The organism is Olivibacter jilunii (assembly GCF_900607235.1).
In the GTDB taxonomy this organism is placed as follows: domain Bacteria; phylum Bacteroidota; class Bacteroidia; order Sphingobacteriales; family Sphingobacteriaceae; genus Olivibacter; species Olivibacter oleidegradans.
In genome coordinates this window covers 440,604-454,040 of sequence record NZ_LR027848.1, presented here as the reverse complement: position 1 = coordinate 454,040, position 13,437 = coordinate 440,604, and the positions used below count along the sequence as shown (strand labels likewise).

The following is a 13,437-nucleotide window of genomic DNA, read 5'->3' as shown; positions in this document are numbered from 1 at the left end:
TTATTTCTTTATTTCGTTTACAAAAGTAACCTGACTATCTGTTTCGCCAAATGCTAAAATCGTCTTTACCTTATCGCCCACCTTCAAGACCTGCGCATCAGTTACAGCTTTTCCCTGAAAAAGCATGATGCTATACCCTCTTTTCAGTACATGTTGTGGGTCGAGTATAGATAGGTGGCGCTCTTGATTGTCCAGTGATTTAGTCGCTTCCACTAATAATCTCTTGGTGCCAGGTGCTAGATTTTTATGTAATGTTGTGAGAGCTGCATGGTGCTTTTTTGCGATCTGATGGCTTTGGCGGATTAGTTGATCTCTGATTTGCCGAATTACCTGTCTTGAACGCTTGCTTAAATGGAGGTTCTCACGTTTCAATCGTTGTCCTAGAAAAGTGATGGCCTGTTTTTCTTCCATTAAAGTGCGCTTTGACTGCGTGGATAATTGGCTTTTAAGGCGTTGAAACGATCCTTTCTCCTGGGCCAGTTGATATTTGCTTTGTTGAAGTGTACGGTTACGTAAATTCGCTAATTGATGCTTGTTTTCATGTAACATATTCAAGCTCGCCATTCTAAAATAGCGGATGTTGTTATTTAGCAATTGTTGCTGATTATCGAAGAGCTGCTGCGTTTTCAATCGAAGTACCTGTTCCGCATAGGTTACCGGGCGAGCAAAGTTGTGAAAATGTTGTAAAAGATAATCAGCCAACGCGCTGGGCGTGATGGCATTTTTATAGGCAACTAGCTCTGAAACGGTCTCATTGGTCGCATGGCCAATTCCGGTTATTACAGGGATAGGAAAAGTGGCAATGGCTTTCGCTAATAACACATTGTTGTAAGAGCTTAAACCAACCTCTCCTCCACCTCCTCTTATGATCGCAACGACATCAAAACGTTGCAGTTGTAAACGGATCTTGGCTAGCTGATCGATGATGGAGATCACGGATTTTTCACCCTGCAAAAGAGCCGGGAACAACTCGTACTCGAAACGATAACCGAAAGAATTATGATCGATAATCTTTAAAAAATCGGCTAAGCCTTTACTCGTTTCTACCGAAACGATGGCGATACGTTTAGGCAGTAAAGGAAAAGGCAACAGTTTGTTTGCCTCAAAAAGGCCCTCTTCTTTCAGCAAAGCAATACTGGCCTGTTTTTCTCGTTCCAATTCTCCTAACGAGTACGAAGGGTCGATATCGACAATATGTAGGCTCAATCCATGTACAGGATCGTAGCTAATTGATGCTTGTAAAAGTATATTGATCCCATTCTTTAATGGCTCTTTAATGATTTCGACAAAACGCTGATTAATACGCTCATAGTCGCTTTTCCATAATGTTGCCCGAATTTCTGCAATGACCTTTCCCTCTAGCTTCTCCAACAGCTCGGGATAACAATGACCTGAATGAGAATAGTGATTTAGTTTGTTCATTTCAGCCTTTATCCAATACAAGCTTTTATAGCGGTCTGCTATTGTCTTTTGGATGCTGCGAGCTACCTCCGCCAATGAAAAGATAGTTTTATCTGCAATTATTTCGGGCATACTCAAACTTAGATAAAATGCACGACATTCGCGAAGAGGAGTTGATTTTTTACACTACGCTATAGTGTAGATTCTTAAATAGCTTGCAGAAATACCAGTCTAAAAGCGTCGATTGTATGAAGTACGCTTCGACTAACGACCTCCCCACTAAAATAGTTTTAAGGCTATCCTTAATGTATTTGTTTGATTGAGGGGCTGGGCAGCACTTCTTGAATGCGCATACATTAGTCGGATCATTTTCCATTGTAAACCAACATGCAATTCACTGTAATTACTTAATTCAGACGTGTGTAGGTAATGCAATCCAATAAGCTCTTCAAGCTTCAGCTTTCGTAATAGGGGCACCTTACTGACGAACATACCGCCGAGATTATACTCCATATGGGCTTCCACGAAATTGGAAGGGGTGCTGTACTGATAATAATCTAAGGCTAAAAAGGAACTTAGCTGCTGGTCAACGAGTAAGATTCTATTTCCATTAAAGTGTTTGTAATCCGGATAAAAAAGTTGCTTATTGTTAAAAAAGCTTCCAGCGCTAACTGAAAAGGACACCTTGCCGTATAGACCTAGGCCCATATTGTTTTTTTGAACACTTGTGGTAAGCAAATCGTAATCGACATCTGAGCCTAAGACATTCTTAATGCCTTTAGTATATTGGATACCAAAGGTTGGATATTTAGAAACCAGATAACGTTTGCCCGTTGGGTACATGGCATAACGATTTGAAAAGTCATAACTTAAACCGACCCGGACTTTTGTGGATTTATTGTCTGTGAAAAGCGGAACGTCGGCGTCCGGTTGTAAGGGATTGTTGGAGGTAAGCTTATTTGAATTACGATCCCGGAACGTAAATCCGCTAGCATTGGGTAGCCAATGGCGGTTTGACCATTCCGCTTGCAGGCTGATTTTAATATTGCCCGGCAAGGTATTGCTCCACGCTATGGAAGCAAAGGTTTTTTCGTAGAGTTTTTGATAATTTTCCCCGACAAATAAGGTGTACAGGCTATTTAATAAAGTGGGAAGTGAACCCTGGTTGTTTAGATCGAGGACATCCCTACCGCCAGATAGTACGAAGGTTTGATTCTTAACAGGAAGATCCGTGCTCACGATACCATTGAGGTGTTTGTTTGCAAATCCATATCGAATGCGTCCATTTATACGAAAATATCGATTTAGCCCGCTGTCGAGTTGTCGATTGTAATTTATACCGTAATTAATCGCCAAACCTTCAACGCTATTAAAGAGCATTGATGTTAAGAGGCCGTTAAAGCGAATGGATTCTTTCTTATAACGATTGCGGTAGTTATACCCACTCGTTAGAAATGTCAGTGGTTTGAAGCGATTATTCTTTCTGTCGATGGAGTCCAAATACGCTTTCGATTGATGAAAACGATATAAACTATCTTTTGCTATATAGTCTTTTTGTTCTTCCGGACTTAATGGAACTGGCCTGTTCTTCGCCCAATACAGGCTGTCTTTCTTATTCACGTCTCCACTTATAGATAATACCTCCCGAAAAAGTCTCTTATCGGGCGCATCGATAAAGGTATAGTTTTGATAAATAGCCGTAAAATAACCACCAACTTGAAAGCCAAGTAGACCAGCCTTAAAATCCAATTGGATATTAGAAGGCATCCATTTGTTTTCCGTTACTTCTGTATAAAGCTGTTTGAGATTCAACGAATCGACAAAGTTGATGCTCGACTCCTTATCAAGTAGAAAATTCACACTATGAATACGCCATTCACCTTCAATAATATATATATTGCCTTTATAAAGTGGCTCTGCCTTTCTTTTAGGAATTACTTTAATTTTGATAATCGTCTTCCCTTTCTCTTCTGCGGTGCCTAGATATTGATATCGATAATATGCTAAAGCATTATCGGCAATGGGAGAAATAAAGGGCCTGTTACTCAAACCTTCAACAATATGTTGGTAGTTCTCGTAAAAATTAAGTTGAAGCTCAGAGGCCCTATTGAAACTAAAGGCTTTATTATCGCCTGAAATTTTGGAACTGATCATCTCTTCCTTGAAATCCTTGGGCGGATTGACGGTAATCTTGGACTCCGATTCAGATAAATAAATGATGCCTTTTCTTGCAGAATCCAGGCCAATTTCTTCTCCAATCTCGTTCATATCAACACCAAAGAATTTCTTTGGTGCTTTAATTAAACGTTGCAAGCCTTTTATATATACATGTGCGTGATAGGGGCCTGTTTCTTTTAAATAATAGGGCCTTTTCTTTATTGCCTTTCTAATGATGGAATAAGCGGGGTCTTCCCGGTTTCCGATAACTACCTCCTGTAATGTGTAAATCTCCCCATCTAAGTGAATGATAAGACTGTCGTGTTGAGGCGGTTTCACGGTGATTGTTTTTTGCTTGTAGCCCACTGCCGAAATACTTAATTGGTGCCGGCCTTCCGGTAGCGATAGGTTAAAATGTCCCTCTTTATTTGCCGAGGTGCCAATCGAAGAGCCTTCTTTAACAATAGTCGCAAATGGTATCGGAAAGCCATCGGCATCGCGTATCGATCCTTTTAAAGTTAGTTGTTGAGCTACGGCAATATTTGTAAACAGAAAGAAAATAAGGGTAACGATTCGATTCATCAGCATATGAGATATGCTCTTAAGATGGTCTGCAAGCCTGAAAGGTTACATTTATTTTTGTTAAAGTATGTTAATAAGGGTTTACGTGCTAAACCCGATATAACGAGATGAGCAGGTTAGACCGGGTTTATTTTAAAAGGCCGTTAACTTTTAGTAGTTTAATGGAAATTCCTATTTGGCCTAAATGGTAAAGGTCGTGATGTATCATCCCTTCCAACAGCGCTTGAAAGGTGTATGTGCCGCATTCCTGAGCGAGAAAGGCATCATCCCGTATTTCAATCAAGCGTATCAAGTGGTATTGAGAAGCATAAAAATCATCTTTCAGTTTTTTCCATCCTATCTGCTTTAACTCATTGTTCGAACGCCAGTTTTCGTTGCTTTCTATGGTCAATGTGCTTTTTTGGCCTTGCAACTTACGGATACAATCCCTTCTCCATTCCAACAGATGTGAAACGATTTCGGCAACACTGTGTATATCGGGAATGGGCCGAGTGAGCGCCTGCTCCGGTGTTAATGTATCAATTTTTTTTATGAAGTTTTCATCTAACCATAGGTCACCGTCTTGAACATCCTGTAATTGCTTTACTAGATTTTGTATTAACAGATTACTCATAAAATAAGGCTTAAAATATAATGGTTTACAGTATTCCAAAGATAAAAAATCCGGCACAGATTTAACATATAGCTAATCGGAGTCGCTATATGTTTAGATCGATTACCGAAAGATAATCATTTCTATCATCTTTTCAGCTTTTATCATTAAATCTGTATTTTTACCGCAAATCACTGAATTTATGTATAAAACACTTCAACCTGTATTGCAAAAAGAATTGGCCGAAATAGAAGAGGCAGGCTTATATAAGCGGGAACGTATTATCACGACTCCTCAAGGCGCGGATATAAAAGTAAGTGGAGGCAAGGAAGTTGTGAATTTTTGCGCGAATAATTACTTAGGGCTTTCGTCTCATCCAAAAGTTATTGATGCTGCAAAAAGAGCAATAGACACACATGGTTACGGCATGTCTTCCGTACGATTCATTTGCGGGACACAGGATATACATAAAGAGCTGGAGGCAAAAATAGCTAAGTTTCTTGGGACGGAGGATACCATTCTGTATGCGGCAGCCTTTGACGCGAATGGGGGTGTTTTTGAACCGTTATTTGGAGCAGAAGACGCCATCATTTCTGATGAATTGAATCATGCGTCTATTATAGACGGCGTTCGCCTATGTAAAGCACAACGTTTCCGATACAAGAATGCGGATATGGAGGATTTGGAAAAGCAATTAATTGCTGCAAAAGGCGCTAGACATCGTATTATTGTTACCGATGGTGCTTTCTCGATGGATGGGGTGGTCGCTCCGCTGGATAAGATCTGTAATTTGGCGGATAAATACGAAGCCTTGGTTATGATTGACGAATCGCATTGCACGGGCTTTATCGGTAAAACAGGAAGAGGTACACACGAGCATTTTGGTGTTATGAGCCGCATTGATATTATTACAGGGACCTTGGGAAAAGCCTTGGGTGGTGCTTCCGGCGGATTTACTTCGGGGAAAAAGGAAATCATCGATATGCTTCGTCAACGTTCAAGACCCTATTTGTTTTCCAATACACTGGCACCGGCCATTGCTGGCGCTTCTATCGCAGTTCTGGATATGTTAAGCGAAACGACGGCATTACGGGATAAACTAGAATACAATACCAAGTACTTTAGAGAGAAGATGGCGGAAGCGGGATTTGATATTAAGCCTGGATTCCATCCCATTGTTCCGGTGATGCTTTACGATGCTAAATTAGCACAAGAGTTTGCCGCTAAAATGCTGGAAGAAGGGATCTATGTAATCGGATTCTATTATCCTGTTGTTCCTAAAGAAAAGGCCAGGATCCGCGTGCAATTATCTGCTGCTCATGAACAGGAACATCTAGACAAAGCAATCACCGCTTTTACCAAGGTAGGAAAGCAATTGGGTGTAATTAACTAGTTAAGATAAATTGATAATTGTATGGAATTAATTAATGCAAACAGGAAGGCCGGTGCTTCGCTGCTGTTCGTGAATTTCGAGCATTTTATCTAAGTTTGCAAAAAATAAACGGCCCATTGGCTGGGCTTTGTTTATTTTATAAAGAGTTAAAAATGAGTATACAGGAAAAAATTAATCAATATACAGAAGAGATAAACAATTGGACTCCTCATTCACAACAAGAAGTCGAAAACTATCGACTGAAATTTTTGGTAGCGAAAGGGATCGTCAAAGGATTGTTTGAAGAGTTCAAAAATGTTTCGAGTGAAGAAAAGCGGCTTTTGGGCAAAGTGTTGAATGAATTTAAACAATTGGCAGAAGCAAGATATGCCGAAACAAAGGATTTATTCGAGGTTTCTGCCGACTCTTCAAAGGATTCGAAAGAACAGGATTTGACCCTGCCCGGACCTGGTTTTGAAATTGGTACTCGCCATCCTTTGTCCCTTGTACGAAAAGAGATTGTGGAAATCTTCAAAAAACTTGGTTTCATTGTGGCCGAGGGTCCGGAAATTGAAGATGATTGGCATAATTTTACGGCGCTTAACTTTCCGGAAGAACATCCCGCAAGAGACATGCAGGATACCTTCTTTATCAGGAAACAAGAAGGTAATGATATTGCACTCCGTACGCACACTTCATCGGTGCAAGTACGAATGATGGAAAGTGGGACTCCTCCTTTCCGTGCTATTATGCCGGGACGTGTCTATAGAAATGAGGCAATATCCGCTCGAGCACATTGTTTTTTCCATCAGATAGAGGGTTTATATATCGATGAAGGTGTTTCTTTCGCTGATTTAAAACAGACCTTATACCATTTTGTTCAGGAACTTTTTGGTGAAGGAACCAAAGTTCGTTTCCGTCCATCTTATTTTCCTTTTACGGAACCGTCTGCTGAAATGGACATTTCTTGCACCATTTGCAAAGGAGCGGGATGTAATATGTGTAAATACACTGGTTGGGTTGAAATCCTAGGATGTGGTATGGTGGATCCGAATGTGTTAACAAACAGTAAGATTGACGCAAAGAAATATACAGGCTTTGCCTTTGGAATGGGCATTGAGCGCATAACTAACTTGAAGTATGAAATCAAAGACTTGCGTTTGTTTTCTGAAAATGATATACGTTTTTTAAGACAATTTGAAACCGAGACAATTTAAGACAAAGAGCTTCCTCTGGAAGATATGTCCGTTGCTGATCTTTATCGTCTGCGGCTGTGGAAAAGACTATTATGGGATTCCTGAGGTGGTTGTTAACCAAACGTTTTCTACCACCCAATACCACGAACTGGAGGTGGCGGGAGGCTACGCCGTGTCGGAAACCGGTGGTGTTGCCGGTATAATTGTTTATAATACAGGAAGCGGTTATGTAGCCTACGATCGTTGCAGTACAGTTAATCCGGAAAAAAAGTGTGCTGTAAATGTGGATGACACCGGTATTATTTTGGTAGATCCATGCAGCGGTGCGAAATATGATATCAGAAGCGGTATGCCTTCAAAGGCTCCGGCTGAGCGACCGTTAAAACCTTACCAGGTGAGGAGAGATGGGAATCTTATAAGAGTTATTAATTAAATGGAAGCAGATAAAATTAAAGAAAGTATCAAACGGTCGGCAAAGGATCTCTTCCGACGCTATGGTTATAACAAAACCAGCGTCAATGAGATCGCGAAAAAGGCTAAAATAGCCAAAGCTACCATTTATAAATACTTCGATAGCAAGGAAATGGTTTTACATGCCATCCTAATGGATTATATTCAGGTCGGCGTAGACGAACTCATACATAACCCAAGTACGGCTACCGATCAAGGCACGTATTTAAGTAATCTTATTTTGAAGGTCAGTCGTTTAACCTATACCATCTGTAATGAATTTATTGGCTGGGATTTCATTCGAGAGTCGGCCAATGCACAAGAGTATTTAAAAACGCTTTCTGACGATTTGGAGAATTTACTGATCAGTTCTTTTAACGAGAGCCATATTATTGATCCCGGTATACCTAAAGAAAACTTAGTATTTTTAATTAAGTCGAGCAAAAGTATTGTGTTTTCGTTCGCTTTTACGGCCGTAAGTGTGGCCGATGTTCGAAAGTATTTTGTTTCCTTTCAAAAAGAGATACTACCTTATTTAGTGAAAGCAACCGTCAGTTAACCCTTACTCGGTACTTTTAGGACTTAGATTCTTCGTTTTAAGGCATCAATTTTTTGATATGCGAGGTATTATAGCCTGGATTAAGGTGGCAAAGAACATGACCGAGACACAACCGACTAAATTAAGCCATAAAAAGGCCATCATATCTGCGCGCCAACAAATAATGACTAAAATTTCGGCAAAAATAGCAGCAATGAAGGTCGCAGTTCCCTTCGCGCGTTTCATATAAAAGGCAACAATAAATATGCCCAAGATGGTGCCGTAAAATAAGGACCCCAGAATATTGACCGCTTCAAGGAGATTACCAAGACGATTGGCATATAGTGCAATGATAATCGTAAATATACCCCAAAATAAGGTCATAAGCCTCGACACGTTTAGATAATTACTGGCACTGCCATCCCGATGAATAAATCGTTTGTAGATGTCAATAACAGATGTTGATGCCAGCGAATTGAGCGCACTCGCGGTTGATCCCATCGAAGCTAAAAAAACAATGGCTATTAAGATGCCTACGAGCCCTTTGGGAAGCTTTTCCGTGACGAAATTAAGAAAGATATAATTGTTATCATTCGTATCTGCTTTCGGGTCATTCTTTTGCATGAGGCGGGTTAGTTCTTCCCTGATTTCGGTCGTTTTTTGGTTGGCGCTATGTAAATCTTTTCTGATGTCGGCAATTTCAGCATCAGAATGCGTGTCCAACGCGTTGCTCAATTTATTGATTAAACGATGTTTCTCTTGAAAAACCGTATTGAATTGCTCTTTGATCTGCTGTAATTCAGATTGATAGGGACTTTTTTCAATTTTGTTTAATTCCAGTTTATTAAAGAAAATAGGGGGCTGATTGTACTGATAGTAGGCAAAAACGAGGACGCCGATCATTAATATCAGAAATTGAAGCGGAACTTTAACAAGGCCATTCATTAGTAGACCCAGTCGACTATCGCGTATCGAGGAGCCGGTCAGGTAGCGTCCAACCTGACTTTGATCGGTGCCAAAATAAGACAATTGTAAAAAAAAACCGCCTATTAAACCGCTCCACAAAGTATATTGGTTATTCCAGTCGAAAGAGAAATCAATCGCATTGGCTCTCCCGGATTTTCCCGCTATATGCAGGGCTTTTACCAAACCGATATCGGATGGTAATAGGTGGACAACCATTACACCCGCTGAAAGCAAGCCGATAAAGATGATACCCATCTGCAGCAGTTGGGTATAAGAGACGGCCTTCGTTCCTCCCCATACCGTATACATCACCACCAAGCAGCCAATGAACAAGGTCGTATAAGTAGCATCTATCTGCAAAATGCTCGAAAGGATAACAGAAGGAGCATAAATGGTAATGCCGGTGGATACACCGCGCTGTATAAGGAACAGAAATGCAGTGAAGACACGTGTTTTTACGTCGAATCTTTTTTCCAGGTATTCATAGGCGGTAAAGACCCGCATTCGGTGAAAAATAGGGACAAAAGTGATGCTCAGTACGATCATCGCCAAGGGTACGCCGAAGTAGAACTGTGCAAAGCTCATACCCGAGGAATAAGCAAGTCCGGGAGCTGAAAGGAACGTAATGGCACTGGCTTGTGTAGCCATTACGGAGAAGCCTATATGATACCAAGGAAGTGTTTTATTCCCTAATAGATAGCCATCAATATTGCTGCTGCCACGGCTCTTATATACGCCGTAGACAACAATCAGCAACAGCGTGCTGAAAAGTACGATCCAATCGATTAAACTCATTCAAAAGTTATTTTGAATAAGTAAAACAATAGAATCAGCGCAAATAGCCAAATCAACACTATCCAGTAGAATTGATGCCAGCTATTTACAAAAGGGGGGAGGCCTTTATCTTTAGGCAGGTTCTTCCTCACTTCTGCGCTTTACTAAAGCATTCAAGAAAAACATAGCGATAAACAGACCAATAACCAATCCGCCTACTACACCCCAAAAAGATTCGGCGCAATAGCCTCCGGTTAAAGCGCCAAAAAAAGCACCGATAAGATAGAATAAAGAGTCTGTGTTGATTTTCTTTTCTTGATTTTCCATGTTTAATTGTTTTCTTTTGCGAGCAAATTTACAAATAATCTATAAGCACCGGGCACTCCTGCCGGTAATTCTCTGAAAAAAGAAAGAGATGTGTAAACATATTTACCTTTTCCATACTTTGCTACTAAAAGTGACCCTTTGCTCTCTGCTTCACCCGAGTCATTCATAGCCAAAGGTAATTGGTAATGACTATCGGTATTGGATGCAAAGTATAACCCCCGTTCTTGTATCCAGCCTTCGAAGTCGTCCGCCGTTATTTTGTTGGGATATTGAAGAATGGGATGTTGCGGTTCGATGAGGCGAACCGGTGCATTTTCGTTAGTAACACGCTCTCTGGTGATAGTAAAGGGGTATGGACCAATTTGGGTGGTTTTCAGTCCGCCACTTACATTATATTGTTCTACAAGCGTACCGCCATTTTTTACATAATCCAGTAGTTTGGGTTGTATATAACGGATACGATCATTCACGTTATAGATTCTAATCCCTGTAATAATGGCATCGTATTGTTGAAGATCTTGATGCATAATATCGTTTTCGGATAAAACATCCATCTGTAACCCTATCTCACGCAATGATGCGGCAACGAGGTCACCGGCTCCAGGTAAATAGCCAATGCGCTTGGCAGATACCCCGGTCTCAATTTTACTTAAACGAGCACTTGCCGGCGGAAACCAGTTGATTCGTGGAATGTGGTCGTAGCGAATGGTCCGTATCGATTTCGCTATTTCATTTTGGCCATTTCTATAACGAACCTCGAAAGAGAGAGAGTCGTTCATGGAAGCGTTAGATGATGGATAAATGGTTGCTAGTTTAACCAATTCGTCGTCTTTTTCTTCCAAATCGACCGAAAAGGATGCCGGTTCCATCCGCCAGCCTTGCGGAAGCACGGGCGTAATATCCGCTTGGCTGTGATGACCGTTAGACGTAAAAGAGACCTCGATTTGCTTTGGTTCATTTCCATTAAAAATGATCGCTTTTTGATTGAGATTGACGGTCAGGGGGGGTGCTATAACAATCGGATTATTTACCTCACCACGTACGGGATCATTATATGAATAGGTGACGGGAAAAATATAGTCTATTTCTTTTCCTTCGATAGACAAGGTGGCAATTACCTGTGGAAGAAGATTGCCGGCTTCCGGTTTCCCAATGAGCTTTTGATCTTTTACCGTAAATGAACCTAGTTGATGCGGAAAGGCTAACCAGTAGGGTTGCGTAATTGTTTTTGCTTCAAAGGTGGTTTTTATTTGTTGCGGCTGATTATACGATAAATTGGTTGTACTGCTTAAAAAAGACTCGGTTTGATCACCGTTTTTTAGTGCCAAAAGCGAAACAGATAACCCGGGTTTTTGTACCACCAAATGAGTGCTCGCGTGAACAGTTTCACCGAGCGCGTATTTTTCGTCATCGGCTAAGCAGGCGCCCCAGATCCCTGCACAATCCAAAATAAGCCCTTTTACTTCTTTTATTTTTTGAAGAGCCCAATAATTATTTCCCAAGCCCTCTAGCTCGGTAAGAAGTTCCGTAAGCTTTTTAATAGAATATTCGGGATGCGCTAAATTGTAATGCTCTTGTAACTGCTGCACCAATTCTTGTACTTTTCTCGAAGCGGGAACTCTCGACCAGCTGGTATTGATGTCGTCGAATAAACTTTTCCGGGGAGGGGTGCCTCCTAAACTTTCAAAATATTCATACATTTCGCCTCTTTGAGCGGTGGTGCCAAAGCCCTGACTTTTGTGGTTGGTTCGACTGATAGCGGCAATCTCACCGTAGGTTCTGCCAATAAAGGAATTGTATTGTCCTAAATCTTCTCGAAATTGTCCTTCCTTAATTGTATTCGCGCTGCCAAAATTATAGGTGTTCCAGAGAATTCGAGTGGTCTTCCAAGGTTTTACATATTTTAGCTGCTCCGGAAAACGAGATGGATCTGCGGCAGCTTTAAAGGCCTCCTGTGCTAAGAGAGACGAGGCTTGGTGATGTCCATGTCCCGCTCTTGGGTCGCCCGGAAATCGAGTTATAATAACATCAGGTTGAAAGTTCCGGATTACCCAAACAGCATCTGCCAAAATTTTTTCTTTATTCCATATTTGAAAAGTCTCGTCAAAAGTTTTGGAAAAACCGAAATCGTTGGCTGTCGAGAAAAATTGTTCTCCGCCATCGTCCCTTCTCGCCGCTAATAGCTCTTGAGTCCGTACCAAACCAAGCTCTTCGGCTTGTTCGGTACCAATAAGGTTTTGTCCGCCGTCGCCGCGTGTTAACGACAAGTAACCGGTTCGATAAAGCCGTTCATTTGCTAGCCAGCCGATCAGCCGTGTATTTTCATCATCAGGATGTGCTGCAAAGTAAAGCACACTGCCCAGCGTGTTTAATTTTTGGATTCGCAATCTGATAGATGCAGCGTTATTAGTGGATGCGTTCTGTGCCAACAAGGGTTGGACAAATAGCGTAATCAAACTAATAATAAGCAGGGGAAGCAATTGTCTACGAGGCATACGGCAATGTTTAACGATTCTTGAGAAAGGTAACTAATTTCTGTATGGCGACCGCCCGATGGCTGATCTGATTTTTTTCGTCGGCCGACATTTCCGCAAAAGTTTTTATGTAGCCATCCGGAATAAAAATTGGGTCGTATCCAAATCCTCTTAATCCAATACGTTCCTGTGTAATCGAGCCCTTAACAATACCTTCAAAGAAATGGTGCTCTCCTCCCAATCGCAAGGAAATAACGGTTCTGAACTGCGCTTTCCGATTGGTTTTGTCAGCTAATTTGGATAATAGCAAGTCGATGTTTTTTTCCATGTCTCTCGAACCACTATAGCGAGCGGAGTAAACACCCGGTTCTCCGTTTAGCGCTTCCACCTCCAGCCCGGAATCGTCCGCAAAGCAATCGCGGGCATAATTACTTAGGATGTATTCACTTTTAAGCGAAGCATTGCCTTCAAAGGTGTCGGCGGTTTCCGGGATATCGACCTCACACTGTATTTCTGATAAGGATTGAATGGAGAATAGACCTTTCACCATTGCTTGAACTTCTTCCAGTTTATGTTTATTGTTCGTTGCAAAAACCAGTTGTTGCATA

General features: G+C 41.2%; 11 protein-coding genes. 4 read left to right on the top strand and 7 right to left on the bottom strand.

Going from position 1 to position 13,437, the window contains the following annotated elements; genetic code table 11:
* The 3 genes from xseA to E0E36_RS01960 all read right to left on the bottom strand — a co-directional run bounded on the left by xseA (position 1) and on the right by E0E36_RS01960 (position 4,753).
* Positions 1–1,533 carry an exodeoxyribonuclease VII large subunit gene (xseA, locus tag E0E36_RS01970; RefSeq protein ID WP_130854543.1) on the bottom strand — a complete coding sequence of 511 codons (1,533 nt, stop codon included), beginning with the start codon at positions 1,531–1,533 and terminating at the stop codon, positions 1–3.
* A gap of 147 nt (positions 1,534–1,680) precedes the next feature.
* Complete coding sequence (locus E0E36_RS01965; protein ID WP_165446900.1) at positions 1,681–4,140, bottom strand: DUF5686 and carboxypeptidase regulatory-like domain-containing protein; 2,460 nt, start codon at positions 4,138–4,140, stop codon at positions 1,681–1,683.
* A 127-nt stretch (positions 4,141–4,267) separates the two neighbouring features.
* Positions 4,268–4,753 carry a DinB family protein gene (locus E0E36_RS01960; protein WP_130854541.1) on the bottom strand — a complete coding sequence of 162 codons (486 nt, stop codon included), beginning with the start codon at positions 4,751–4,753 and terminating at the stop codon, positions 4,268–4,270.
* Between the two features lie 181 nt (positions 4,754–4,934).
* On the opposite strand from E0E36_RS01960, the gene kbl reads away from it, so the two are divergent.
* The 4 genes from kbl to E0E36_RS01940 all read left to right on the top strand — a co-directional run bounded on the left by kbl (position 4,935) and on the right by E0E36_RS01940 (position 8,309).
* Entirely contained in the window at positions 4,935–6,125 is a 1,191-nt protein-coding gene (gene kbl / locus E0E36_RS01955) for a glycine C-acetyltransferase (protein WP_130854540.1), read from the top strand.
* A gap of 152 nt (positions 6,126–6,277) precedes the next feature.
* On the top strand, positions 6,278–7,321 hold the full coding sequence (pheS, locus tag E0E36_RS01950) for a phenylalanine--tRNA ligase subunit alpha (RefSeq protein WP_041387171.1): 1,044 nt from the start codon (positions 6,278–6,280) through the stop codon (positions 7,319–7,321).
* On the top strand, positions 7,302–7,733 hold the full coding sequence (locus E0E36_RS01945) for a Rieske (2Fe-2S) protein (protein ID WP_013664751.1): 432 nt from the start codon (positions 7,302–7,304) through the stop codon (positions 7,731–7,733). The genes pheS and E0E36_RS01945 overlap by 20 nt, the downstream gene beginning before the upstream one ends.
* Positions 7,734–8,309, top strand: coding sequence for a TetR/AcrR family transcriptional regulator (locus tag E0E36_RS01940; protein ID WP_013664752.1), 576 nt, complete (start codon positions 7,734–7,736; stop codon positions 8,307–8,309).
* Positions 8,310–8,354: 45 nt separating this feature from the next.
* Here E0E36_RS01940 and E0E36_RS01935 read toward each other — a convergent pair whose 3' ends face one another.
* From E0E36_RS01935 to E0E36_RS01920, 4 genes are all read right to left on the bottom strand, one after another.
* Positions 8,355–10,049, bottom strand: coding sequence for a sodium:solute symporter family protein (locus E0E36_RS01935; RefSeq protein WP_130854539.1), 1,695 nt, complete (start codon positions 10,047–10,049; stop codon positions 8,355–8,357).
* Positions 10,050–10,160: 111 nt separating this feature from the next.
* Entirely contained in the window at positions 10,161–10,355 is a 195-nt protein-coding gene (locus tag E0E36_RS01930) for a hypothetical protein (protein ID WP_013664754.1), read from the bottom strand.
* A 2-nt stretch (positions 10,356–10,357) separates the two neighbouring features.
* A complete protein-coding gene (locus E0E36_RS01925) occupies positions 10,358–12,850 on the bottom strand; it encodes a PIG-L family deacetylase (protein ID WP_130854538.1) in 2,493 nt (830 codons plus the stop codon).
* Positions 12,851–12,860: 10 nt separating this feature from the next.
* Positions 12,861–13,436, bottom strand: a complete 576-nt coding sequence (locus E0E36_RS01920; protein WP_013664756.1) for a non-canonical purine NTP diphosphatase — start codon at positions 13,434–13,436, stop codon at positions 12,861–12,863.
* Position 13,437 lies beyond the last annotated feature (1 nt).